This window comes from Lentzea sp. HUAS12 (genome assembly GCF_024125735.1).
Classification (GTDB): Bacteria; Actinomycetota; Actinomycetes; order Mycobacteriales; family Pseudonocardiaceae; genus Lentzea; species Lentzea albida.
The window spans coordinates 5,552,121-5,575,313 of record NZ_CP099738.1 but is presented as its reverse complement, the minus strand read 5'-3'; the positions used below and the strand labels follow the sequence as shown (position 1 = coordinate 5,575,313).

Here is a 23,193-nt window from a genome sequence, read left to right as displayed (position 1 = left end):
TCCGCCCCCAGCAGGTCGATGTCCTTCGAACCTAGCGATTCCCCGGCAGGACGGGGTGATGCGGATCAAATTCCAGGTCGTCACCTTCGACGCCGCCGACCTCGCCGCGGAGAGCCTGGGGTGGAGGATCTTTCCGAGGCGTACGACCAGGTCATGGCGCTCGGTGCCACCGTGCTGAAGCCGGCGCGCGGTGCCACCGCCGGGGACGACTTCCAGGTGTACGCCGACCCCGCCGGCCACCCGTTCTGCCTGTGCCGGCTGGTCGCCGAGCAGGGGCGCGCCACCTGAGCCGGAGCGGGTCAGACCTGGACCTGTCCTCCGTCCACGAAGAACTCGGCCCCGGTGGAGAACGAGCTCTGCTCGCTCGCGAGGAACGCGGCCATCGAGGCGACCTCCTCGGGCCTGCCCATGCGCTGGAGGGCGGTCGAGGAGGCGAGCGCCTGCTGGAAGTCCGCGGTGCTCTGGCCGGCCTCGGCGGCGAGACCGGCGATGGCGGGCGTCTCGACCGGGCCCGGCGTGATCACGTTGACCCTGATCCCGCGTGGTGCGAGCTCGGCGGCGAACGTGCGCCCCAGGCTGCGGATGGCGGCCTTCGACGCGGCGTACACGCCCAGGCCGGGAACGCCCTGGCTCGTCGTGGACGACGACAGCAGGATCACCGTCGTACCGGTTCCCATCAGCGGCAACGCCTTCTGCACGGTCTGCAGGGCGCCCTTGACGTTGACGCCGAACTCGTGGTCGAACTGCTCACCGGTGGCGTCCACGAGGCTGGCCGTCGTCCCCAGGCCCGCGTTGGCGACGACGGTGTCCAGGGTGCGGCCGTCCTGGCGGACGACGTCGAAGACGTGGTCGAGGTCGGAGGCCACGGACACGTCGCAGCGCACGGCCACGGCGTTCGGCCCGATCTCCTTCGCGGCCGTCTCCAGCTCGGCCTCGCGCCGGCCGGTCAGGTAGACCCGCGCGCCGTCGTCGGCGAAGCGCTGCGCGATGGCGCGCCCGATCCCGGTCGAGCCGCCGGTGACGAGCGCCGTCTTGCCGGTCATCGTTCCCATGATCCACCAATCGGAAGTAACCAAAACTGTTACATCGGAGGGCGGCGTGAGTCCCGGTCGGGGTCACGCGAGTTCTTCTAGTGAGGGGCGAGGACGTCTCGGAGGACGTCCTCCACGGTCGTGCCGGCCAGTTCGGCCCGAAGGGTCTGCTCGAGCCGGTCGTACACGGAGTTCATGGCGGGCTGGATGTTCGCGCCCACCACGCAGTCCTGTTTCGGCTCGCCCCGGTGCATGCCGAACAGCGGGCCGGGGTCGATCGCCTCGTAGACGTCCAGCAGCGTGATGCCGGCCAGCTCGCGGGTCACCGTCCAGCCGGCGCCGGAGCCGCGCTGCGACTTCACCAGCCCAGCTGCGCGCAGTTCGCCGAGCAGGCGCCTGATCACCACGGGATTGGTGTTGACGCTGGTGGCGACCTGTTCGGAGGTGGCGATCCCGTTCCCGAGGCGCTCGTTCAGACCGATCCACGCCAGGGCGTGCACGGCCACGGTGAGCCTGCTGTTCGCGCTCACGTCCACCTCCTCCCGTTGGAAGTAACCGTAATTGTTACGACGGGCCGGTGCAACTCGCCGCCCGGCCCGGCCGAGATCGCGGGTAACAATTCGGTTGAGCCGATGAACCTCTCCGTACGTACTCCCGGTCATGCGCCGCATGAGCGAGGAGTACGTATGACGCACCGAGTGACGGACAGACGGAAGTTCCGCCTGATCGCTTCGTTGTCGGCGGTGGCCGTGGTCGCGGCGGGCACCGCCACGGTGGCGTTGGCCGCCAAGAACGGTGAGCCGGCACCGCTCACCGCGTTCGTACCCATTGAGCAGGTGGGCAAGAACGTCGTCGAGCCGAAGGTCGGGAAGAACGGCGCCGCGGGCGTGTTCACCGTCGACTGCGGCACGAACGAGAACGGCAAGTTCAGCGCCGACAACCCGGTCGCCCAGCCGGGTCTGAAGCACGGTGCCCAGCACGTCCACGACTTCGTCGGCAACCTCTCGATCAGCGCGGAGTCGACCGACGAGAGCCTGGTCGACTCCGAGACGACCTGCCGCAACGGTGACCGTTCGTCCTACTTCTGGCCTGTCGTGCGCATCAACCCGAAGGCCAACCCGTCGTCCGTGGGCTCGAACCCGGACAAGATCAAGGAGAACGGCCCGGGCGAGGTCGCCTGCCCCGGTGTCGCGAACCGGCTGCCCGCCGTGCCGCAGCGGGTGCGCGACGAGATCATCCGCAACCTCCAGCAGCTCGCCCAGCAGCTCAGGGAGGCCAACGACCGGGTGACGCGCGCTCAGAACCCGGCCGACCCGAACTTCGTCAACAACACCGTCCTCGGCCCGTTGCGCGCCAAGCGCGCCGCGACCCTCGACCGCATCGCGACCGCGCTGAGCCGGTCCGGCCGCAAGCCGAACCTGACCTCCCTCGCGGACTGCGACCTGCGGTGGGGCCACGGCAACCACGGCGGCGGCAGCGGCCACAACCACTCGAAGCCGCGCAAGTTCGCCGCTGACGGCGTTCTGCAGCAGGCGGAGCAGAACGGTGCCGAGCAGGACGCCGCCACGCCCACCATCAAGTGCCCGTCGGTGCGCGAGGCGCTGCCCGGAGTTCCGGACCAGGCACTGGACGAGGTGGACAACAACCTCGATCAGCTGGACAAGCAGATCGCCGAGGGCAACCAGCGCCTGGTGACGACCAAGGGGCAGGGCGGGCCGAACTTCATCGACAACGCGATCCTCGGGCCGTTGAAGGACAAGCGGATCGCGACGATCGACCGGATCGCGATCGCGATCGGCCGAGCCGGCGAGAAGCCGCAGGGCCTGGAGCGCCTCGCGAAGTGCGGCCTCAACGAGGGCGAAGAGGGCAACGGCAACAACGGCGAGAACAACAACGGCAACGAGAACAACAACGGCGGTAACAACAACGGCGGCAACAACAACGGCGGTGCCACCACGGCCGCTCCTGCCACCACGACGGCTCCCGCCACCACCGCCCCGCCGCTGGCCGCCCCGACGGGCAAGAACCTCGAGCTCGTCGGCAACAACGGCAAGATCGTCCGCCCGGCCCAGGTGAAGATCGAGTACCGCGGCAACGCGACCAGCAAGGTCACGGGCATGCCGAAGTTCCTGAAGATGGTCACCGGTGACGCCAAGCCGACGAGCCGCGGCCCCGCCAACGCCCGCGCGACGTGGACCTGCAGCGGGTTCGAGGACCGGCTCTCCGACAAGTACGTGATCTGCCCCAACGGCAGCAAGGTCATGCGCGTGCACGACTTCGCGGGCTGCTGGGACGGTCAGAACGCCGACAGCGCCAACCACCGCGACCACGTCCGGTTCGCCGACAAGCAGACCGGCGCGTGCCCGCAGGGCTTCAAGGCCATCCCGCAGCTGCGGATCAGCATCTCCTACAACATCTCCCGCGACGTCCAGCAGAAGGGCCAGTACCAGCTCGACGCCTTCCCGGAGGAGGAGCACAACCCCTTCTCCGACCACAACGACTTCGCGAACGTCAACTCCGAGCAGACGATGGCGAAGATCGTGAAGTGCGTGAACGACGGGCGCAAGTGCTCGTAACCGTCGTCTGACCCACCACTCCGTGACACCACCAGGCGGGGCCGGCAGCTGCCGGCCCCGCCTTTCCCGTGTTTCAGCGCCGGGGGAAGGTCGAGGTGAGCGCGACCGTCCCTGCGGCGTCGCGGACGACGAGGCCGGAGGCGTTCGCGCGCAACACGGAGCTGTTCAGGTTGCAGCGCAGGAGGTTCTCGCCGGTGCCGATGAACGAACCGGCGGACACCTCGCTGCCGTCGGTGCCGGTGACGGCGACCCGGTAGGTCTGCCCGGAGACGAACCCCTGTCCGTCGAGCTTGATCTCGACGCCCCAGGTGTGCGGGACGAGGGACGCCTCCGCCGTCACGCCCGGTGCCTGCAGGACGAGCGCGACCGGTTCGAGAGGTGCGGTGGGGCGCAGGTACCACCAGGCGGCGCCGCCCGCGATCACCGCGGCGGCCGCGGCGGCGAGCAGCAGGGATCGGCGTAGCCGCCGGCCGCGGTGGGCCCCGACTCGCCGCACCACGAGCTCTTCGAGGTGTGCGGGCACGGTGACGTCGTCGGCGTTCACGCCGGACAGCGCCCGTGCCACGGGAGTGAGCTCGGCGACCGTGAGACGGCAGTCCGCGCACGCGTCGAGGTGGTCCCGCACCGCGGTGAGCTCGGGCTCGGCCAGGTGGTCGAGGACGTAGGCGCCGAGCAGGTCCGTTCGCCGTTGGTGCACGAAGTCGTTCACAGCCGCACCCCCATCTCCTCCATCGCGAGCCGCAGCGCCTTCAGCCCGAAGAAGACCCGGCTGCGCAGCGTCACCTTCGACACCCCGACCTCGGCCGCGACGTCCTCGTAGGACCGGCCGCGCAGGTAAGTCTCCACCAGGGCCACGCGGTGGTCGTCGCTGATCCTCAGCAGGGCCTGCTCCACCAGGCGTTGGTCGAGCACCGAGTCGGCGAAGTCGGAGGTGGTCGCGGGCGGGTCCGCCGCCACCGCGAGAAGCCGCCGCTCGTGCCGGACGCGTGCCCGCGCCTCGTCGATCACGACGTTGCGGGCGATGGCGAAGAGCCACACGCGCAGGCTCGCCAGGTCCGGGTCGAACCGCGCGGCGGAGCGCCAGGCCCGCAGGAACACCTCCTGCACGGCCTCCTCCGCAGCCTGGCCGTTCCCGAGCTGCCGGAGCGCGAAGCGGTAGATCTCCGGGCCGTGTGCGGCGTAGACGTCGCGGAGGTCCAGGTCCCCTCGTTTGCCGATGATCGCCATGAGCTCCCCGTCGCCTCTCCTGGAAGCCAGTTCGGCGCCGGGGCCGGGACGGATGGGTCTGATTTGTTCGGTTCGCGCTTCAACAGCGGCGGCCGACGCGTCGTACACACCCGTGTTCCGCGTTCACCGCACCTGGGAGAAACCATGCGCATCGTTCGCACGACCGTCATCGCCGCGGCGGCGGCACTGCTCGCCGGCGTGCTCGGCGCGGCGCCCGCCTCGGCGTCCGGCGACCAGCTCCGCGTCCACCTGCTCACCGACGACGGCGTGCTCAGCACCCGCACCTGGTCGTCCCCGCTGTTCGCCCAGCACCGCGTCCGCGTCACCGGCCTGAAGGCCCACGACCGGCTGGCGGGCATCGACGTGCGCCCCGCCACCGGCGTCCTCTACGCGATCGCCCGTTCCGGTCAGCTCTACACGCTCGACGCCCGCACCGGCCGCGCCACCGCCGTCGGCACCCCGGTCGCCCTCGACGGCACGGCGATCGGGTTCGACTTCAACCCGACCGTCGACCGCATCCGCCTGGTCACCTCGAACGGCCAGAACCTGCGCCTCGTTCCCGACACCGGCGCACTCGCCTCGACGGACGTCCCGCTGTCCTACGCGCCGGGCGACCGCGCGGCGGGCTCCACGCCCAAGGTGTCCGCGGCCGGCTACACCAACAGCGTCGCCGGAGCGACCTCCACGACGCTCTACGACCTCGACGCCGGCAAGGACACGCTCGTCACCCAGGGCACCGCCGCGGGCGTCACCCCGGTCGTGTCGCCGAACACCGGCCAGCTCTTCACCGTCGGCAGGCTCGGCGTCGACGTGGAGAAGACCAACGGTTTCGACATCGCGACCGTCAACGGCCGCCACCACGCCCTCGCGGCCGTGCGTCCGTCGCTGCTGGGCGGGTCGCTGCTGGTGAGGATCAACCTGGAGACCGGCCGGGCCTCGGCCGTCGGACTCGCGGGCGGCGAGGTCGTCGGCGTGGCGTTCGCGAAGTAGCGGCCGTGCTGCCGGAGTTCCTCCGTCACCGCCCCGCGAGGGCATGGCGGAGGAACTCCAGCACGACGAAGCGCGCGGCCTGGGCGGGGATCGAGCCCCAGACGAGGTCGAAGCAGTGATCGGCCCGCTTGAGCGCGACCAGCGTCGGCAGTTCCGGGGCCACCATGTACGGCGTGATCGTCTCCAGCGGCACCCACTGGTCCTGGGCCCCCGTGACGACGCAGACGCGTGCCGGCGCGGACTCGACGTGAGCGAGGGGCGAACTCCACTCCCAGCGGTCCGCCACCTCCCGCGGCGTGCCACCGAGGAAGTCGACCAGCGGAGACACCTCCCGGTCGACCGGACTGACGCGCCTGCGCCGCAACGTGTCGTAGAGCGACAGCAGGTCCACCGGCCCGTACACCGACACGACCGCCCGCGGGAGCTCGTCAAGACTCGCCGCGAGCAACGCGAGGTGCCCGCCCGCGGACGAACCGAACAACGCGATCCGATCCGGATCGACACCGAGCTCACCCGCGTGCGCCTCCACCCACCGCACCCCGTCGACCACGTCGAACGGAGCGACGTCCCACCGGGCAGGGGGAGCCAGCCGATAGCTGATGCACACGGCGCGATAACCGTTGTCCGCCAACCAGTTCGCGTACGCGCGCAGCTGCCGCCAGTTCCCGCTCGCCCACCCGCCGCCGTGCACAAGCACCACAGCGGGTCCTGTCGTCGTGCGGTCCGCCGGATGCCAGACACCGAGCGGAAGACGAACGCCGTCGCGCGAGACGAGCTCGTGCGTCTCCGGCGCACGAGCGCGAAGGAACCCGGTGAGGTCGAAGAACGCGGAAGTCAGGGAGGGACGAACACCTATCGCCAGCGCCTGCCCCCACTGCGCTCCGGCCACGCAGACCTGCGCGCCCGCCGTGACCGCCGCGACGACCGCGAAGACGAGGTCCCCGTCGACCGCGGCCACGACGGCCAGCGCGGTCGCGAGCAGTGCCAGAGGAGGCGCGAGGCTCAGCGCCAGCGCGCGCACCACCCACAGCACCGGTGCGGGGGAGGGGAGCAGCGACACCGCCGCGAGCACGGCGATCAGCACGATGCCGGTCTGGTACAAGCCGATCGGCCTCTCGGACGGGCTTCAGCGCCGAGCCACGCCGCCCAGCGCCGCGGACACCGGTGATTCGGCGACTTCCGCGGTGCGGATTGGTGTCGACGCGAAACGCGGCGCAGGCCGGGAGACGGGTCCCTCCCGGAGCACGCCGCCGGGGACTCCGCGGGACGGCGTGAACCGTGCCACCGGTGGTCGGGCAGTCCACCGCTCCCGGCCCGGCCAGGAGAGGCCCGGGTTCTCGGCCGGCCTTCCCGGTTCAGACGGTGGCGATCCCGGCGATCGGGTACCGCACCAGGCCCGTGCGGTGGTCGCCGTGCGGGACCAGGGCGTTCGAGGTTTCGTTCCCGGCCACGGTGACGACCTCGCGGTCGTCCCCCCGCTCGGCGAGCGTGGCGCGGAAGAGGTCGTCGAGGTAGTAGCGGTCGGGGCCGGCGATCTCGACCACGCTGCCCCTCTCCAGCGTGGTGACGGCCTCGGCGAGCAGTTCGACGACCTCGTCCAGTTCGACCGGCTGGATGAGCGATCTCGGGGCGAGGACCTTTCCGTCCACGGTGTGCTGATCGGCCAGGACCGGAACGTAACTCTGGAACTGGGTGGCGCGCACGATGGTGGCGGGAATCGAGCCGGACCTCGCTGTCCTCTCCTGCGCCACTTTGCCCAGGTAGTAGCCGACCTCGGAAGCGTTCTCGTCTCCGACTCCGACGATGGAGAGCACGACGTGGTGGCGCACGCCTGCCCGCTCGCCTTCGGAGATCAGGTTCTTCGTGGACGTCTCGAAGAAGGAGATCGCCCCTTCGGGATCGAAGCGGTCGGTGTTGAGCACGTTCACGATGGTGTCGACTCCGACGAGTGCGTCAGCGAGCCCGTCGTTCGAGATCACGTCGATCCCGTCCTCGAGCCCACCGGACACGACCTCGATTCCTTTCTCCTCCAGATTGGAGGCGAGACGAGCCCCCACACGACCGCGTCCACCTGCGATGAAGACCTTCACTTCGCGACTCCGTTCGAGGCAGCGCCCGCTGCCCTCACCTCTATGACGACGCAACGGAGAAGAATGTGAGGCGAGCACGCGGGAACGCCGTCCTGGCTCCTCGGCCGCGTCCGCTTCTCGTGGTGAGTGCGACGGCCGGCCCCCTGTCTCACTCGACCGGGCGGTGGTCCTCGCTGTTCAGCCAGTCGTCGAAGGTCGTCTCGCCTTCCAGACGAGGTGGGGTTCCCCGCAGCGCGCCGGAAGCCAGCCCCCTTCCGTACAGACCGGGCAGTCCGAGCTCCACGGCCCGGCGCCTGGAGCCGTCGTGGGCCAGCATGCGGCGGACGAGGTCCGCGAGCCGTTCGTCCTCGGGGCCGACGAAGTCCACGGCTCGACCGACCGGACCCGCCTCCGCGACGTCGACCAGATGTCCTCCGGCCTCACGTGCCGAGACGGATCGCAGCAGCGTTCGGGGAACCAAGACGACCGGCCCCCTCATGGTGGACAGGAGTTGCTCGGCGAACTCGTGGAACTGGCCGGTGCGCGCGATGCTGTAGGGCACTCTCCCGGCTGCCACCGCGCGTTCCTGTGCGAGCTTGCCCGCGTAGTACGACGCGTCCAGATCGTCGATGCCCACGATCGAGAGAGCGATGTGATGGCCCACTCCGGCTTCTTCCCCGGCCTTGAGCAGAGTGCGCGTCGCGGTCTCGAAGAACTTCCGGGACCTGCGTGCGGACATCGTCGTGAGGTTGGTCGTGTCGATGACCGCGTCCACTCCGGCGAGCGCCGTCCTCAGTCCGGCGCCGGTGATGACGTCCACCCCCTCGGCGCGCGCGAGAACGACGACGTCGTGTCCTCGACTCCGTGCGGCGGATACGACATGACGGCCGACGGTTCCTGTTCCGCCGGCCACTGCGATCTTCACTCTCGTTCTCCGATGCTCGTTCTCACCCGCATTGGTGGGCCGGCTCGCCGGCCGTCAACGCCCTTCGCCGACATGACGACGGAAGAGCGAGAAGTGTGAGACGAAGCGCCGCACCTCACACTTCGTCGATCTGCATCGTCATTCCCCTGAGTTGAACGCCGGACAAGAGCGCTCGGAACCCTAGGAACCGTTGATGGAACTCGATGAGCTTTTCGGCGAGCGGCGTCGGCTGATGTCGCTCGCCTTTCGCATGACAGGGACCCTCGCGGACGCGGAAGACGTCGTGCAGGAGACCTATCTGCGCTGGTACCGGCTCGAGGAGGCGGAGCGCGAGGCGATCGCCAATCCTGTCGGGTGGCTGACCCGCGTCGCGAGCCGCGTCGCCCTCGACCTGCTCGGATCGGCACGCCGACGACGGGAGCGGTACATCGGGCAGTGGCTGCCCGAACCCGTGAACGCCGAGCTCTTCAGGTACACCGCCCCTCACCGCGACGGTCAGGTCCGGGGAACCGCGGATCTCGTCGATCCGCTCGATCGGGTGACTCTCGATGACGCCGTCGGCTCCGCTCTGCTCGTCGTGCTGGAGGCGATGACGCCCGCGGAGCGCGTCGCGTTCGTGATGCACGACGTCTTCGGCATCTCGTTCAACGAGATCGCGGAGGTCGTCGGGCGGTCTCCCGCGGCCGTCAGACAGCTCGCCACGGCTGGACGGCGGCACGTTCGCGAGAGCCGGGTGGCCGGCGTGTCCCGCGCGGAACACGATCGCGCGGTACGGGCGTTCCTCGCCGCCAGCCGCACCGGAGACGTCCAGTCGCTCATGCGGACGCTGGCGCCGGACGTTCAGCTGCGCGTGGACGGCGGCGGCTACGTCAACGCGGCGGCCAACGTCGTGGAGGGCCAGGACCGGGTCGCGCGCTTCCTGCTCGGGTCTCAGGCGAAGCTGCCGATGCTCGCCCTCGAGGAGCAGCGGTTGGGAGACGGACTCGGTGTGCGGATCCAGAACGGTCACGTGCTGACCGGTGTCGTGAGCTTCGGCGCGCACGAAGGGCTGATCACCCAGGTTCTGATCATGATCAATCCGGAGAAGCTCACCAGCTGGATCCGGGTCCCGGGCGACAGCGGAAGAGGTGAGGGGAATGTCTGAGACGTCGGCACGAGGGCGTGCGGCGGCCCACGGCGCGGAACATGCGGGCCCCGTTCAGAAGGGGGCACTGGTCGCCTCCGTCGTCATCGCGGGGGTGGTGGGGGTCTGGTCCTACTTCTTCGCGGAGTCGTTCTTCGACCACTTCCCGGTGGTGCTGGGGGAGTGGATCTCCCAGGACGGTCCGTACAACGAGCACCTCGTCCGCGACCACGGTGCGATGTACCTCGCACTGGGAGCCGGGAGCGTGTTCGGACTCCTCCGCCCTTCACGACACGTCTACCAGCTGCTCGGCATCGCGTGGACGGTCTTCGGGGTGCTGCACATCGCCTACCACGTCGCCCACCTCGGCCACATGTCCCGGGCGGACGCCATCGGCCAGGTGACCGTGCTCGGGGTCGCCGTGCTCCTCGCGGTCGCACTCTTCGCACCCGGTCGGAGCCCGGCCTCACGATGAGTCCGCACAGGCCGGAACGTCCTCTCGCGACCTGAAGTCGCGCGGTCGAAGGACCGTCCGGCCAGGAGCACGTCCTGGTCGGACATGCCGCCACCTGGTTCAGGCCCGGAGCGAGCGCGGTTCGTGAGAACCCGGACGCGCTGAACAGGTGGCGGCGTGCTCGCGCCTGCCCGCGCACACCGCTTGTCGCAGAACGACTTCCGGGCCGCGTGGTGCACGGGCCAGCAGTGCGCGGAGTGTGACCCACAGCGCTGAATGACCATTTGACCGAAACGGTCAGTGGTTCTACGTTGGTGGCATGACCAAGACTCAAGACGGAGGCCACCGGGTCCTGGTGGTCGGCCTGGGAATCAGCGGGATCACGACGGCGCTGCGCCTGAGGGAGATCGGCTGGACGCCCGTGATCATCGAGAGGGCGCCGGAGCGGCGCACCGGCGGATACTTCGTCGGGCTGTTCGGCGCGGGCAAGGCCGCGGCACGACGGATGGGCGTGCTCGACCGGATCAAGGACAGGACGTCGGTCGGAGGGCACAACTTCGAGATCGACCGGACCGGCAACAGGCGTGTGTCGATCGGATTCCGCGATCTGCCGGGCAAGCCGCTGATGTTGTTGCGCGGTGATGTCGAGCAGGCGGCGTTCGAGGGGCTCCCGGACGACGTGGAGATCCGCTTCGGCACCGTCCCCACGGCGATCACGCAGGACGCGGACGGCGTCACCGTGACCCTGTCGGGCGGTGGGCGGACCAGCACCGAACGCTTCGACCTCGTCGTCGGTGCGGATGGGCTCCGGTCAAGCGTCCGGCAGATGGTGTTCGGGCCGCACGAGTCGTACCTGCACAGGTTCGACAAGATGGTGGCGGCGTTCGCCCTTCCCGACTCGTTGTCCGAGCTCGCCGGTGGGGACGGTGCCACGCTGCTGGAGCCCGGCAGGTCGATGTGGATCTTCCCGTTCGCCGATCACGCGCCGTGCGCCATGTTGTCGTGGCAGACGGAGGACGTGGACGCGGAGTTCACCAAGCCCCACGCGGAACGTCTGCGCGAGGTGTTCGGGCCGGAACCGCTCGGCAGGGCGCTCGAGGAGACGCTGGCCGCCGCCGAGCACGCGGAAGCCATGCTGTTCGATTCGATCGCGCAGGTGCGGATGGGCAGATGGAGCCGGGGAAGGGTCGTCCTCGTCGGTGACTCGGCCTGGTGCGTGACGCTGTGGGCGGGCATGGGGGTGTCGGCAGGACTCGCCGGCGCCGACCTGCTCGCGACGATGCTGCAGCGGTACCCGGTGGACCGGGCGCTGGCCGAATGGGAGCGGCGACTCCGCCCGTACATCGACTTCTACCAGCACAACGCCGTGCAGCAGCGCGCGTTCTTCCTGCCCGTGAACCGCTGGGAAATGCTGCTGCGGTGGTTCCTCACGCGCGGCCACAAGATGCCCGTCGTCGGCCGGTTCATCGAACAGCAGCGGACCTCGGGCAAAGCGAGCCGGATGAAGGAAGCCGACATCGCGTGCGTGTGACCGGTAGTTTCCCGCCCATGGAAGCACTGGTCGAACACGAGTCACCCAAGGCTGCCCGCATCCTCGCGGTGGCCGGGGAGCTCGTCCTCAAACGCGGGGCGAAGGGGGTCTCGATCGCGGAGATCGCCGAGAAGGCCCACGTCGGAAAGGGCACGATCTACCTGTACTGGGCGACCAAGGAGGACCTCGTCCTCGGACTGTGCGCCCGGGACTTCCTCGCTGAGATCGACGGGTTCATCGTGGCGTTCACCGAGGATCCCGGTGTGGTGGTACCGCGGAGGTTCTGCGCGATGCTCCAGCAGAGCGCCCGCGACCACCACTTCATCCGAGCCATCCAGTACGGCGACACCGATCTCCTCGGGGTGCTGACCGAACACCCCAACGCACAGGACCTGCTCTCCCGGTTCGGCTACGGTGCGATGCTGCGGGTGGTGCTGCCCGTGTGGCGTGCGCACGGCATGGCCCGCACCGACTGGTCCGTGCAGGACCAGGCGTACGCACTGCAGGCGGTCCTGGCGGGATTCGTCGAACTCGACGGTGCGGCGAACCCGAGTGACGTGTCCAGCCCCGAGGTGCTGGCCGCCACCGTGGACGCGCTGCTCGGCTCGTCCTCCGCGGAGCAGCACGACGTCGAAGCGGTTGCGGCGGAAGGTCTTCGGCTTCTCGATGAGGCGCGGACCGCCGTCCTCGCCACCATCGCGAGCACGAGGGCCAGGCAAGGGCAGCAGTGAAAGGCCTCCACGACTCCGGGCCGCGACGTCACCGCTGTTCCCGTTGTCCCAGCGGGAGAAGTCGCAGGCGTTTCGTGGTAGGGCTCGCCGGCCGGGCGCGGTAGGTGTCCGCCGTAGCGCTGGTGTGAGCACAGGACCATCGGCTGCCGGCGTTCTCCCGCTGATCGAGTGGCGTGGAAGTGCGTGAGGTGTTGTTCGTCGGTGATGACCGGGCCGAAGGTCATCACCGACATCGAGGTGGTGGACGCGCGGCGTGCCGCACAACGCCGCACTGCGCCACCTCGTCGGCATCCCCCACGGCTGTTTCACCAGCCGCACCACCTACCACGAGACCACCGCCCGGGCCTGCCACCTGGCTGCGGCGTGAGCCCTTGATCCCAGGGATGTCCTCGGGCTCGCGAACCATGATCCAGAGCCACGAAAGGCAGAATTCGGATGAGTACGCGAAAAGCAGAGAAGCGGGTAGAGACGAATCTCTACCCGCTTCTCCGGTGTACGCCGCCAGGGACTCGAACCCCGGACCCGCTGATTAAGAGTCAGCTGCTCTAACCAACTGAGCTAGCGGCGCTTGTTTGTGTGCCGGAGGCTTGCTCGTTCCGACGTGAAGAACGTTAGCACAGCGCCTTCGCGCGCTCCCAATCGGCTGGTCAGTGCCGGTTTGGGGGAGCATCGGCCACGTAACGATCCGGCCACTCGCGCAACTCGGGGCCACCTCGTGTCGTCACCTAATCGGGGGACGCCAAAACGCCTTACGTGCAGGCAGTCTCGGGAGTGGCGACAAGCAGATCGGAAGTACGCCGATGGGGATGTGGAGCAGGCGCGGTCGTGGGGTGGTCATGGCGGGAGTCGCTGTGATGCTGATCGCAGGCTGTTCAGGTGGAGCCGACACCGCGAGCGGGGGTGCCGGTGGTGAGTCGAGCAGTGCTCCTCCGCCGCCCAAGCCCGTCACGCTGACGCTGGCGCTGAACAACGGTGCGGCCGACGTGTCGCCCGGCCTGCCCGTGATCGCCACGGCCGCGGACGGGAAGCTGACCGACGTCAAGCTGACCAACCCCGAGGGCAAGGTCGTCGAGGGGAAGATGAACCCCGAGTCGACGCAGTGGACGAACACGGAGCCGCTCGGGTACGCCAAGACGTACAAGCTCGTCGCGACGGCCACGGGTGCGGACGGCAAGACGGAGACCAAGGAGTCGTCCTTCACCACGGTGAAGCCGCGCACGCTCACGTACGTGTCGACGAACCCCCAGGACGGCACCACGATCGGCGTGGGGCAGCCGCTCGCCTTCTACTTCGACGAGCCGGTGGCCGACAAGGTCGCGGCCGAGAAGATGCTGGAGATCACCACCGAGCCCAAGGTCGAGGGCGCCTTCTACTGGTTCAACAAGAAGGAGGTGCACTGGCGTCCGGAGAAGTTCTGGAAGTCGGGCACCAAGATCACCATGCACGTCAAGGTGTACGGCAAGCACGTCGGTGACGGCATCTACGGCCAAGAGGACCGCACGATCACCACGACGGTCGGCGACGAGGTCATCCACGAGGCCGACGGCCAGACGCACCAGGTGATCACCAAGGTCAACGGCCAGGTCGTGCGCACCATGCCGACGTCGATGGGCAACGCCGCCAACACCACTCCCACCGGCACCTACGTGCTGATGGAGAAGCACGACCACATGATCATGGACTCGACGACGTACGGCCTCGCGCTGGAGAACGGCGGCTACAAGACGCCGGTCGACTGGGCGTACCGCATGTCCAACAGCGGCATCTTCTTCCACAGCGCCCCGTGGTCGGTCGGGGACCAGGGGCACCGCAACGTGAGCCACGGCTGCCTCAACCTGTCGCCGGAGAACGCCAGGTGGGTGTTCGACAACAGCAAGCAGGGCGACGTCGTCATCGTCACCAACTCCGGCGGCCCCGCGCTGGAGTCGTGGGACGGCTTCGGCGACTGGCAGGTCCCGTGGTCGACCTGGGTCCAGGGCAACCGCTAGTGGTGTGGCGCCGACCTCCTGGGACGCGCCACTAGCTACGACACCGTCACCTGGCCGGCCGCCACGGTCAGGTGACGGTTCACCTGCACGGCCTCCAGCATCCGCCGGTCGTGCGTGACCAGCAGCAACGTGCCGGTGTAGCTCTCGAGCGCCGACTCCAGCTGCTCGATCGCGGCCAGGTCCAGGTGGTTCGTCGGCTCGTCCAGCACCAGCAGGTTCACGCCGCGGCCCTGGAGCAACGCGAGCGCCGCCCGCGTCCGTTCGCCAGGGGACAGCGACGCGGCGGTCCGCAGCACGTGCGCCGCCTTCAGGCCGAACTTCGCCAGCAACGTGCGCACGTCGGCCGGGTTCATCTCCGGCACGGCCTCCTGGAACGCGTCCACCAGCGGCAGGTCGCCCAGGAACAGGCCGCGCGCCTGGTCGACCTCGCCGACGACGACGCCGGACCCCAGGGTCGCGTGGCCGGAGGACAGTTCCGCCCTTCCGAGCAGGGCGGCGAGCAGCGTCGACTTGCCCGCGCCGTTCGCGCCGGTGATCGCGACCCGGTCCGCCCAGTCGATCTGCAGGTCCACCGGGCCCAAGCGGAATCCACCGCGTTCGACCACGGCCGCCCGCAGCGACGCCACGACGGCGCCGGAACGGGGTGCGGACGCGATCTCCATCCGCAGCTCCCACTCCTTGCGGGGCTCCTCGACGACGTCCAGGCGTTCGATCATGCGGTCGGTCTGCCGGGCCTTCGAGGCCTGCTTCTCCGTGGCGTCGGCACGGAACTTGCGGGCGTTCTTGTCGTTGTCGCCCGCCTTGCGCCGTGCGTTCTTCACGCCCTTGTCCATCCACGCCCGCTGCATGCGCCCACGGGCCTCCAACGAGGCCTTGGTGTCCGCGTACTCCTCGTAGTCGTCACGGGCGTGCTGACGCGCCCGTGCGCGCTCCTCGAGGTACGACTCGTAGCCGCCGCCGTACATGCGCACGGAGTTCTGGTGCAGGTCCAGTTCCAGCACGCTGGTGACCGTGCGGGCCAGGAACTCGCGGTCGTGCGACACCAGCACGGTGGCGGCGCGCAGACCCGTGACGAACTTCTCCAGCCGCTCCAGGCCGTCGAGGTCCAGGTCGTTGGTCGGCTCGTCGAGCAGGAAGACGTCGTAGCGGCTCAGCAGCAGCGACGCCATGCCAGCCCGTGCGGCCTGGCCACCGGACAGCGAGGTCATCAGCGCGTCGAGGCCGACCGAGAGCCCGAGGTCGGCGATGACCTCCAGCGAGCGTTCCTCCAGGTCCGCGCCGCCCAGGGCGAGCCACTGGTCCAGCGCGTCCGAGTAGCCCTCGTCGTTGCCCGCGGTCAACGCCTCCGTGGCCACGTCCAGCGCACGCTGCGCCTCGGCGACACCGGTGCGGCGGGCCAGGAAGTCGCGCACGGTCTCGCCTTCGAGGCGTTCCGGCTCCTGGGCGAGGTGCCCGACGTTGGCCGACGGCGGGTTCAGCGTGACGCGGCCCGACTCGGCCGGGATCAGCCCGGCGAGCGTTCGAAGCAAGGTCGACTTGCCCGCGCCGTTCACCCCGACCAGGCCGATTACGTCGCCGGGAGCGACGACGAGGTCCAGGCCGGAGAACAGGACGCGATCACCGTGACCGGCGGCGAGGTCCTTGGCGACGAGCGTGGTCATGAAGGCTCCCGTAAACGTGAAGAAAGGCCCCCGCAAAAGCGGAGGCCTTTCGACAAAGGGTGAGTGACGGGACTTGAACCCGCGACACCTGGGATCACAACCCAGTGCTCTACCGACTGAGCTACACCCACCACGTACCGGTCTCTGACCGGCGGGGAAAGCATAGCAACGGCAGCCACCGATATTGAAATCGGGGTCTACTTGACGTCCTTCAGCAGGTCAGCGGCCACCGCCTGGGCCTGCTCGGTCGACGGCCCCGGCTGCGGCACGAACGCCGTCCGCCGGTAGTACGCGAGCTCCCGGATCGACTCGACGATGTCGGCGAGCGCCCGGTGCGCGAGACCCTTGCCCGGCTGCGCGTAGTAGATGCGCGGGTACCAGCGCCGGCACAGCTCCTTGATCGACGACACGTCGACCATGCGGTAGTGCAGGTGGGCGTCCAGCGCCGGCATGTCGCGGGCGATGAAGCCGCGGTCCGTGGCGATAGAGTTGCCGGCCAGGGGAGCGGTGCGGGGGTCCGGCACCCACTCCTTGATGTAGGCCAGCACGGCGGCCTCGGCCTCCTCCAGGGAGACGGTGGACGCGCGCACCTCCTCGGTCAGGCCCGACTTGGCGTGCATCTCCATGACGACTTCCGGCATCGAGGCGAGCACTTCGTCGGAGGCGTGGATCACGATGTCCACACCCTCGCCGAGCACGTTGAGCTCGGCGTCCGTGACCAGTGCCGCGATCTCGATCAGAGCGTCCTTGCCCAGGTCGAGTCCGGTCATCTCGCAGTCGATCCACACCAGACGATCCATCACGGGCTGAACATTACTGCGCGGAGCGTCAACTTCGAGTGGCGGCGTGCAGCAACCTGGTTACGCTCCCCGTGCATGACGGCTCAAGCTGAGATCGCCGCGGGGTACGCGTCCGAGGGCGCGGCCATCGAACTCGGCGCCGTGCTGGTCGACGGGACCGTCGAGCCGGCCGCGCACGTCCGCATCCCGTTGTCCATGGTCAACCGCCACGGACTTGTCGCGGGCGCAACGGGAACCGGCAAGACGAAGACCCTCCAGCTGCTCGCCGAGCAGCTGTCGAACAACGGCGTTCCCGTGCTCATGGCGGACGTGAAGGGCGACCTGTCCGGTCTGTCCCGGCAGGGCGCGGAGAGCGACCGCACGAAGACCAGGGCCGCCGACACCGGCGACGACTGGCAGCCGCAGTCGTTCCCCGTGCAGTTCCTGTCGATCGGCACCGGCGGCATCGGCGTGCCGCTGCGGGCGACGGTCACGAGCTTCGGGCCGGTCCTGCTGTCGAAGGTGCTCGGCCTGAACGACACGCAGGAGTCGACGCTCGGCCTGATCTTCCACTGGGCCGACTCGCGGGGCCTCCCGCTGCTCGACACCAAGGACCTGCGCAGCGTCATCCAGCACCTCACCGGTGACGAGGGCAAGGCCGACCTCAAGGGCATCGGCGGAGTCTCCAGCTCCACGGCCGGTGTGATCCTGCGGGCCCTGGTGAACCTGGAGGCGCAGGGCGGCGACCGGTTCTTCGGCGAACCCGAGCTCGACCCCGCCGACCTGATGCGCGAACGCGACGGCAAGGGCGTCGTCAGCCTGCTGGAACTGGCGGAGCTGCAGGGCAACCCGGCGCTGTTCTCCACGTTCCTGATGTGGCTGCTGGCCGAGTTGTTCGAGACGTTGCCGGAGGAGGGGGACGTCGAGAAGCCCAAGCTCGTCTTCTTCTTCGACGAGGCGCATCTGCTGTTCTCAGGCGCCTCCAAGGCGTTCCTCGACCAGATCACCCAGACCGTGAAGCTCATCCGGTCCAAGGGGATCGGCGTCTTCTTCTGCACCCAGCTGCCGACCGACATCCCGAACGACGTGCTGTCGCAGCTCGGCGCACGCGTCCAGCACGCCCTGCGCGCGTTCACGCCGGACGACCAGAAGGCGTTGGCCCGCACGGTGAAGACGTACCCGACGACACCGCACTACGACCTGGAGAAGGCGCTCACGTCGCTCGGCATCGGCGAGGCGGTCATCACCGTGCTGAGCGAGAAGGGCGCGCCGACGCCGGTCGCGTGGACCCGGTTGCGGGCGCCGCGGTCGTTGATGGACACCATCGGCAACGACGCGATCAAGCAGGCCTCGTCCCAAAGCGACCTGCACGGCAAGTACGCGGAGACCGTCGACCGCGAGTCTGCCTACGAGCAGCTGATGCAGAAGGTCGCGCCACCACAGGAAGAACAGCACCAGGCCCCGGAAGCTCCTCCTCAGCGGCAGGAGAAGGAGGAACCGGGGCTCGTCGAGAAGGTGCTCGGCAACAGCGCCGTGAAGTCCTTCCTGCGGTCAGCGGGCAGCGCCCTGGCGCGCGAGATCACGCGCGGCATCTTCGGGACCTCGCGCAAGCGACGCTGACAGCGCCGCCGCGCCGATGCAGAGCCCGCCCGCGACGTACCAGGCCAGGTCGTAGCTGCCCAGGTGGTCGCGGGTGAGGCCGGCCGCCGACGCCGCGAGTGCCGCGCCGAGCTGGTGCGAGGCGAAGACCCAGCCGAACACGACGGGCCCGGACATGCCGAAGTACTGGCGGCACAACGCGACGGTCGGCGGCACGGTCGCGACCCAGTCGAGGCCGTAGAAGATGATGAACACCAGCATCGACGGGTGCGCCGACTCGCTGAAGAGCTGCGGCAGGATCATCAGCGACAGGCCGCGCAACGCGTAGTAGCCCGCGAGCAGCATCCGCGAGTCGACCTTGTCGGTCAGCCAGCCGGACGCGATCGTGCCCACGATGTCGAACACGCCCACCAGTGCCAGCAGGCCGGCCGCGGTCGTCGTCGGCATGCCGTGGTCGTGCGCGGCAGGGATGAAGTGCGTGCCCACCAGGCCGTTCGTGGACGCCCCGCAGATCGCGAACCCACCGGCCAGCAACCAGAACGGCCGGGTCCTCGCGGCGGTGGCCAACGCGCCCAGCGCACGACGAGCCGCGCCACCGGACGGCGGCGGGGGAGTGTCCTCGGTGGCGCCCAGCGGCAGCAGCCCCACGTCACGCGGGTACTCGCGCAGGAAGAACGCCGCCAGCGGCACCACGGCGAACGCGGCGATGCAGATCACCAGCGACGCGGGCCGCCAGCCGTAGCTCTCCGACAGCCACGCCACCAGGGGCAGGAACACCAGCTGCCCGGCCGCGCCACCCGCCGTCAGCACGCCCGTGACCAGGCCGCGGTGCTTCACGAACCAGCGCCCGGTGATCGTCGCGACGAACGCGAGCGCCATCGAACCGGTGCCGAGCCCGACCACGACACCCCACAGCAGGATCAGCTGCCAGGACGCGGTCATGAACACGGTCAGCCCGCTGCCGATCGCGACCATCGTCAGCGCGTAGGTCACCACGACCCGCACGCCGAACTTGTCCATCAGAGCGGCCGCGAACGGCGCGGTCAGCCCGTACAGCAACAGGTTGATCGAGATGGCGAGCGAGATCGTGCCGGTCGACCAGCCGAACTCCGCCCGCAGCGGCTCGATCAACGCACCCGGCGCCGCGCGGAACGACGCCGCGCCCACCAGGGCGATGAAGGACACACCTGCGACAACCCAGGCCCAATGCAGTCTCACGCCGACCAGGTTCGACGATGACCGACGCTCCAACCAGTGGCCCGATGGCCAACATGTGAAAGAATCGGGCCATGCACCGGATCGCCGTTCTCGCGCTGGAGCAGTCGGTGGCGTTCGACATCGGCAGCTCGACGCACATGTTCGCCCGGCTCGCCGACCGCTACGAGGTCGTCGTGTGCTCGCCGGACCGCCGCCCGATCCCCACGACCGGCGGCTTCACCATCGCGCCCGAGCACGGTCTCGAAGCTCTGAAGGACGCGGACACGGTGCTCGTGCCGGGCACCCACTACCAGCCCGCACGGGAGGGGTGGCTCGAACCGGCCGTCCTGGAAGCGCTCACGACGACGAACGCGTCGCGGATCATGTCGATCTGCACGGGCGCGTTCGTGCTGGCCGCGGCCGGGTTGCTCGACGGCAGGCCCGCGACCACGCACTGGCGGACCACCGACGAGTTCCAGCGGCTGTACCCGAAGGTGCGGCTCAACCCGGACGTGCTGTTCATCGACGACGGCGACGTGCTCACGTCGGCGGGCGTCGCGGCGGGCATCGACCTGTGCCTGCACGTCATCCGGTCCGACCACGGCAGCGAGGTGGCGAACTGGATCGCCCGCTACTGCGTCGTTCCGGCGTGGCGGCAGGGCGGCCAGTCGCAGTTCGTCGACCGGCCGGTGCCGAGCTATCCGGACACCTCCACGGCGCTCGCCCGCGAGTGGGCCCTGGAGCGGCTCCAGGAACCGCTCGACCTCGCCGCGATGGCCGGGCAGGTGCGGATGAGCGTGCGCACGTTCACCCGCCGGTTCCGCGCGGAGACCGGCATGTCACCGGGCCAGTGGCTGACGCAGCAGCGCGTCGACAGGGCCCGGCACCTGCTGGAGTCCACCGACCTGCCGATCGACCAGGTCGCGAGCCACGCCGGCTTCGGCACCGGCGCGGCCCTGCGTCAGCAGCTGGCGGCCTCGATCGGGGTCTCGCCGAGCGCCTACCGTCAGACGTTCCGTTCCGCCTGACCGTCCACATCGGACTCGACCAGGAACGGCCGCAGCAGGTCCGGCACGGCCTCGTCGGCCAGCGCCAGCCCGTGGGACTCGCCGACGTCCGTGACGTGGTAGATGCCCGCACCGGCCGCCGTGGTGGCGCCGATCGTCATCAACCCGCTGCGGCGCTGGAAGAACGACCGCCGGATGCGCCAGCCGATGATGCCGGTGCGTTGCAGGGCGACGGTGCTGCGCACGACGGAGTTGTTGCGCGTCACCAGGTAGCGCTCGTCCATCGCGTTGCCGAGCGACCGGTAGTTGTCCCAGCCGACCAGCGCGGCGAGCGGGATGACGGCGGCCGGGATCGGCCACGCCCACGAGGGTGCCCAGACCGCCAGGCCGACCGCGATCACGACCCACGGCACCACGTGCCGGAAGACGCTGCGGCGCAACGCGGCGAACGGGTGCTTGCGCAGGCGCAGCGTCGTCGGGTCGTTGCCGACTTTCAGCACGTCCCGTGACACCTGGTGCGCCACGGACAACGGCGCGGGCGGCAGCAGCAGGTTGCTCTCGCCCTTCGAGCCGAGGCCCGTCGTCACCGCGGCGAGCTTCGCGCCCTTGCCCGCGCGCACCAGCAGCGGTTCCTGGATGTCGACGCCCCGGAGCCGTTGCTCCTCCACCGAAACCGAGCGGGTGGTGAGCAGACCCCGTTGCACCCGCAGGGTTCCGTCCGGCTCGCGGGTCAGCCGGTAGTTCCAGAACTGCAGGACGTAGAGCGGGATCGACAGCACGAGCCCGACTACGGCCAGCACGACGAGGAACCCGGCGAACAGCGCGAAGCTCGGGTTCTCGAACAGCCACTCCCACAGGTCCTGCACCGGGTGCAGGCCGAGGTCGTCCGCGTAGTTGGACAGCACGCCGAACAGGGCGCCGATCGCGACGAGACCGGACAACGACAGCGGCGCGAACTTCAGCCACTTCAGGTCGAGCTGCGAGATCACCTCGGACTCGGGCAGCGGGACCGGTTCCGCGCCGGGCTCGTCCGGTGAGGCCGCCTTGGGCGCGGCACCCTTCTGCAGCAACAACAACCGCAGCCGTTCGGCCTCCTGCTGCGTCACCGCGTCGAGGGTCAGCCCGTCGGTGCCGGGCACGTCCTGCTGGCCCGTGCCGATCCGCACCGCCGAGAGCCCGAAGATCCGGTGGCCCGGCTTGGAGGTGAGGTCGACCGTCCTGATGCGATCACGCGGCACCGCGAGCTGCTTGCGGGTCAGCAGTCCCGTGTGCAGCTCGACCTGGTCGTCGGTGATGCGGTACTTCGTGGTGCGCCAGATGAGGTAGCTGAACGACAGGATCGCCGCGACCGTCACACCGCTCGCGATCAGCCGCCACTTCTCGCCGTTGCCGGTGAACAGCAGCACGAGGATCGGCACCAGCATCGCGATGCCCTCGTTGAGCGGCCGCACGACCAGCATCCGCACGTGCAGGCGGTGCCACTCCTGCAACGGCTCCGTGAACTCCGGTGCGGCGGGGAGCCCGGCCGGCACCTCGGACGGCAGGCTCACGTCGCATCACCCGGCGTGGCCTGGGTGGTGTTCGTCAGTTCCACGACGAGCCTCTGCGCGGTCTCGTGCTCGAGCCCCTCGATCTCCACCGGACCGGCGGCCGACGCCGTCGTCACCGTGACGGTCGACAGGCCGAGCAACTGCTGGAACGGGCCGCGTTTCGTGTCGATCGTCTGGATGCGCGACACGGGCGCGACCCGCCACTCCTGGTTCAGCCAGCCGGAGAGGGTGTAGACGGCGTCCGGCGTGGTCTCCCAGCGGTGGACGCGGTAGCGCCAGCTCGGTTCGACCGCGGTGTGCACGAGGCCGACGACCCCGGTGGCGACCAGGAGCACGAACTCCCACGTCGGCGGGTTCCTCACCAGCAGGTACACGACCAGCTGGGGCACGAACAGCACGAGCCAGAAGAGGGCGGCCTGCATCGTCCACAGCAGGACCGACTTCGGGCTCACCTGGTGACGAGGCGTGCGCAGTTGCAGAGTCACCCCACCAGGGTGCCTCACCGGAACCCGGTGGTGTGGACAGGTGTGTCAATTGGTGTGTCGGTGGTGTGGTGGTCCCGCATGCGAGGGAGGCAGGACCACCGCACCACCGACGACCGGTCAGGGCTGTGCGCAGTACGGCGGCGTGAAGACCGGCGGTTGCACGGACTCAGCCGCGGACGCGCCGCCACTGGTCGCCAGCAGTGCGCCCAAACTGAGGAGCACGGCGGCGGCGGTGCGGGCGATAGTGTTCAACTTCATGAAGGGGCTCCT

Annotated in this window: 23 protein-coding genes and 2 tRNA genes; 10 read left to right on the top strand and 15 right to left on the bottom strand. The window is 69.4% G+C overall.

Annotated elements, in window-relative coordinates:
• Positions 1 to 120 precede the first annotated feature (120 nt).
• Positions 121 to 288 (top strand): VOC family protein, encoded by a 168-nt coding sequence (locus ND450_RS25040; RefSeq protein ID WP_253321112.1) that lies wholly within the window; start codon positions 121 to 123, stop codon positions 286 to 288.
• Between the two features lie 11 nt (positions 289 to 299).
• On the opposite strand, the gene ND450_RS25035 is transcribed toward ND450_RS25040, so the two are convergent.
• Together ND450_RS25035 and ND450_RS25030 are read right to left on the bottom strand one after the other, a co-directional pair.
• A complete protein-coding gene (locus ND450_RS25035; protein WP_253321111.1) occupies positions 300 to 1,043 on the bottom strand; it encodes an SDR family NAD(P)-dependent oxidoreductase in 744 nt (247 codons plus the stop codon).
• Positions 1,044 to 1,129: 86 nt separating this feature from the next.
• A complete protein-coding gene (locus ND450_RS25030) occupies positions 1,130 to 1,561 on the bottom strand; it encodes an Rrf2 family transcriptional regulator (protein ID WP_253321110.1) in 432 nt (143 codons plus the stop codon).
• Positions 1,562 to 1,717: 156 nt separating this feature from the next.
• On the opposite strand from ND450_RS25030, the gene ND450_RS25025 reads away from it, so the two are divergent.
• Positions 1,718 to 3,607 (top strand): DUF1996 domain-containing protein, encoded by a 1,890-nt coding sequence (locus ND450_RS25025; RefSeq protein WP_253321109.1) that lies wholly within the window; start codon positions 1,718 to 1,720, stop codon positions 3,605 to 3,607.
• A 73-nt stretch (positions 3,608 to 3,680) separates the two neighbouring features.
• On the opposite strand, the gene ND450_RS25020 is transcribed toward ND450_RS25025, so the two are convergent.
• Together ND450_RS25020 and ND450_RS25015 are read right to left on the bottom strand one after the other, a co-directional pair.
• Positions 3,681 to 4,316, bottom strand: a complete 636-nt coding sequence (locus ND450_RS25020) for an anti-sigma factor (RefSeq protein ID WP_253321108.1) — start codon at positions 4,314 to 4,316, stop codon at positions 3,681 to 3,683.
• Entirely contained in the window at positions 4,313 to 4,834 is a 522-nt protein-coding gene (locus tag ND450_RS25015) for a sigma-70 family RNA polymerase sigma factor (protein ID WP_253321107.1), read from the bottom strand. Before ND450_RS25015 ends, ND450_RS25020 begins: the two co-directional genes overlap by 4 nt.
• A 144-nt stretch (positions 4,835 to 4,978) precedes the next feature.
• On the opposite strand from ND450_RS25015, the gene ND450_RS25010 reads away from it, so the two are divergent.
• Positions 4,979 to 5,824, top strand: coding sequence for a DUF4394 domain-containing protein (locus tag ND450_RS25010; protein ID WP_253321106.1), 846 nt, complete (start codon positions 4,979 to 4,981; stop codon positions 5,822 to 5,824).
• Between the two features lie 25 nt (positions 5,825 to 5,849).
• Here the strand turns inward: ND450_RS25010 and ND450_RS25005 are convergent, their stop codons facing one another.
• The 3 genes from ND450_RS25005 to ND450_RS24995 all read right to left on the bottom strand — a co-directional run bounded on the left by ND450_RS25005 (position 5,850) and on the right by ND450_RS24995 (position 8,818).
• Positions 5,850 to 6,926, bottom strand: coding sequence for an alpha/beta fold hydrolase (locus ND450_RS25005; protein ID WP_253321105.1), 1,077 nt, complete (start codon positions 6,924 to 6,926; stop codon positions 5,850 to 5,852).
• A gap of 253 nt (positions 6,927 to 7,179) precedes the next feature.
• Positions 7,180 to 7,881, bottom strand: coding sequence for an SDR family oxidoreductase (locus tag ND450_RS25000; RefSeq protein ID WP_256557565.1), 702 nt, complete (start codon positions 7,879 to 7,881; stop codon positions 7,180 to 7,182).
• A 181-nt stretch (positions 7,882 to 8,062) separates the two neighbouring features.
• Positions 8,063 to 8,818, bottom strand: coding sequence for an SDR family oxidoreductase (locus ND450_RS24995; RefSeq protein WP_253321103.1), 756 nt, complete (start codon positions 8,816 to 8,818; stop codon positions 8,063 to 8,065).
• A 193-nt stretch (positions 8,819 to 9,011) separates the two neighbouring features.
• Between ND450_RS24995 and sigJ the strand changes: the two genes are divergently transcribed.
• From sigJ to ND450_RS24975, 4 genes are all read left to right on the top strand, one after another.
• Positions 9,012 to 9,962 carry an RNA polymerase sigma factor SigJ gene (sigJ, locus tag ND450_RS24990; RefSeq protein ID WP_253321102.1) on the top strand — a complete coding sequence of 317 codons (951 nt, stop codon included), beginning with the start codon at positions 9,012 to 9,014 and terminating at the stop codon, positions 9,960 to 9,962.
• The gene (locus ND450_RS24985) at positions 9,955 to 10,416 is read left to right on the top strand and encodes a hypothetical protein (RefSeq protein WP_089922104.1); all 462 of its coding nucleotides are present in this window, start codon (positions 9,955 to 9,957) and stop codon (positions 10,414 to 10,416) included. Before sigJ ends, ND450_RS24985 begins: the two co-directional genes overlap by 8 nt.
• A gap of 298 nt (positions 10,417 to 10,714) precedes the next feature.
• Entirely contained in the window at positions 10,715 to 11,926 is a 1,212-nt protein-coding gene (locus ND450_RS24980) for an FAD-dependent monooxygenase (RefSeq protein WP_253321101.1), read from the top strand.
• 17 nt (positions 11,927 to 11,943) lie between these two features.
• On the top strand, positions 11,944 to 12,657 hold the full coding sequence (locus tag ND450_RS24975; RefSeq protein ID WP_089922106.1) for a TetR/AcrR family transcriptional regulator: 714 nt from the start codon (positions 11,944 to 11,946) through the stop codon (positions 12,655 to 12,657).
• A 494-nt stretch (positions 12,658 to 13,151) separates the two neighbouring features.
• On the opposite strand, the gene ND450_RS24970 is transcribed toward ND450_RS24975, so the two are convergent.
• Positions 13,152 to 13,225 (bottom strand) — tRNA-Lys (locus ND450_RS24970).
• A gap of 286 nt (positions 13,226 to 13,511) precedes the next feature.
• On the opposite strand from ND450_RS24970, the gene ND450_RS24965 reads away from it, so the two are divergent.
• The gene (locus ND450_RS24965; protein ID WP_253327989.1) at positions 13,512 to 14,645 is read left to right on the top strand and encodes an Ig-like domain-containing protein; all 1,134 of its coding nucleotides are present in this window, start codon (positions 13,512 to 13,514) and stop codon (positions 14,643 to 14,645) included.
• A 35-nt stretch (positions 14,646 to 14,680) separates the two neighbouring features.
• On the opposite strand, the gene ND450_RS24960 is transcribed toward ND450_RS24965, so the two are convergent.
• The 3 genes from ND450_RS24960 to orn form a co-directional block, all read right to left on the bottom strand.
• Positions 14,681 to 16,306, bottom strand: coding sequence for an ABC-F family ATP-binding cassette domain-containing protein (locus ND450_RS24960; protein WP_253321100.1), 1,626 nt, complete (start codon positions 16,304 to 16,306; stop codon positions 14,681 to 14,683).
• 58 nt (positions 16,307 to 16,364) lie between these two features.
• Positions 16,365 to 16,437: transfer RNA gene (locus tag ND450_RS24955), tRNA-His, on the bottom strand.
• A gap of 66 nt (positions 16,438 to 16,503) precedes the next feature.
• On the bottom strand, positions 16,504 to 17,109 hold the full coding sequence (orn, locus tag ND450_RS24950; protein WP_089922109.1) for an oligoribonuclease: 606 nt from the start codon (positions 17,107 to 17,109) through the stop codon (positions 16,504 to 16,506).
• A gap of 72 nt (positions 17,110 to 17,181) precedes the next feature.
• On the opposite strand from orn, the gene ND450_RS24945 reads away from it, so the two are divergent.
• Entirely contained in the window at positions 17,182 to 18,705 is a 1,524-nt protein-coding gene (locus ND450_RS24945; RefSeq protein WP_253321099.1) for a helicase HerA-like domain-containing protein, read from the top strand.
• On the opposite strand, the gene ND450_RS24940 is transcribed toward ND450_RS24945, so the two are convergent.
• Positions 18,637 to 19,911, bottom strand: a complete 1,275-nt coding sequence (locus ND450_RS24940; protein ID WP_253327988.1) for an MFS transporter — start codon at positions 19,909 to 19,911, stop codon at positions 18,637 to 18,639. The two genes, ND450_RS24945 and ND450_RS24940, sit on opposite strands and share 69 nt — an antisense overlap.
• 62 nt (positions 19,912 to 19,973) lie before the next feature.
• Between ND450_RS24940 and ND450_RS24935 the strand changes: the two genes are divergently transcribed.
• Complete coding sequence (locus tag ND450_RS24935; RefSeq protein ID WP_089922111.1) at positions 19,974 to 20,909, top strand: GlxA family transcriptional regulator; 936 nt, start codon at positions 19,974 to 19,976, stop codon at positions 20,907 to 20,909.
• Here ND450_RS24935 and ND450_RS24930 read toward each other — a convergent pair.
• From ND450_RS24930 to ND450_RS24920, 3 genes are all read right to left on the bottom strand, one after another.
• The gene (locus tag ND450_RS24930; RefSeq protein WP_253321098.1) at positions 20,888 to 22,438 is read right to left on the bottom strand and encodes a PH domain-containing protein; all 1,551 of its coding nucleotides are present in this window, start codon (positions 22,436 to 22,438) and stop codon (positions 20,888 to 20,890) included. The two genes, ND450_RS24935 and ND450_RS24930, sit on opposite strands and share 22 nt — an antisense overlap.
• Positions 22,435 to 22,917 carry a PH domain-containing protein gene (locus ND450_RS24925; protein WP_371927784.1) on the bottom strand — a complete coding sequence of 161 codons (483 nt, stop codon included), beginning with the start codon at positions 22,915 to 22,917 and terminating at the stop codon, positions 22,435 to 22,437. The genes ND450_RS24930 and ND450_RS24925 overlap by 4 nt, the downstream gene beginning before the upstream one ends.
• A gap of 123 nt (positions 22,918 to 23,040) precedes the next feature.
• Positions 23,041 to 23,181, bottom strand: a complete 141-nt coding sequence (locus ND450_RS24920; protein ID WP_177230006.1) for a hypothetical protein — start codon at positions 23,179 to 23,181, stop codon at positions 23,041 to 23,043.
• Positions 23,182 to 23,193 lie beyond the last annotated feature (12 nt).

What these genes read in the sequence shown, in the direction of transcription:
- ND450_RS24920 (WP_177230006.1), bottom strand. Translation starts at nt 23,181, where the DNA reads ATGAAGTTGAACACTATCGCCCGCACCGCCGCCGCCGTGCTCCTCAGT.
- ND450_RS24975 (WP_089922106.1), top strand. Translation starts at nt 11,944, where the DNA reads ATGGAAGCACTGGTCGAACACGAGTCACCCAAGGCTGCCCGCATCCTC.
- ND450_RS25010 (WP_253321106.1), top strand. Translation starts at nt 4,979, where the DNA reads ATGCGCATCGTTCGCACGACCGTCATCGCCGCGGCGGCGGCACTGCTC.
- ND450_RS24985 (WP_089922104.1), top strand. Translation starts at nt 9,955, where the DNA reads ATGTCTGAGACGTCGGCACGAGGGCGTGCGGCGGCCCACGGCGCGGAA.
- ND450_RS25015 (WP_253321107.1), bottom strand. Translation starts at nt 4,834, where the DNA reads ATGGCGATCATCGGCAAACGAGGGGACCTGGACCTCCGCGACGTCTAC.
- ND450_RS24945 (WP_253321099.1), top strand. Translation starts at nt 17,182, where the DNA reads ATGACGGCTCAAGCTGAGATCGCCGCGGGGTACGCGTCCGAGGGCGCG.
- ND450_RS24980 (WP_253321101.1), top strand. Translation starts at nt 10,715, where the DNA reads ATGACCAAGACTCAAGACGGAGGCCACCGGGTCCTGGTGGTCGGCCTG.
- sigJ (WP_253321102.1), top strand. Translation starts at nt 9,012, where the DNA reads ATGGAACTCGATGAGCTTTTCGGCGAGCGGCGTCGGCTGATGTCGCTC.
- ND450_RS24965 (WP_253327989.1), top strand. Translation starts at nt 13,512, where the DNA reads ATGCTGATCGCAGGCTGTTCAGGTGGAGCCGACACCGCGAGCGGGGGT.
- ND450_RS24960 (WP_253321100.1), bottom strand. Translation starts at nt 16,306, where the DNA reads ATGACCACGCTCGTCGCCAAGGACCTCGCCGCCGGTCACGGTGATCGC.
- ND450_RS25035 (WP_253321111.1), bottom strand. Translation starts at nt 1,043, where the DNA reads ATGACCGGCAAGACGGCGCTCGTCACCGGCGGCTCGACCGGGATCGGG.
- ND450_RS25025 (WP_253321109.1), top strand. Translation starts at nt 1,718, where the DNA reads ATGACGCACCGAGTGACGGACAGACGGAAGTTCCGCCTGATCGCTTCG.
- ND450_RS24935 (WP_089922111.1), top strand. Translation starts at nt 19,974, where the DNA reads ATGCACCGGATCGCCGTTCTCGCGCTGGAGCAGTCGGTGGCGTTCGAC.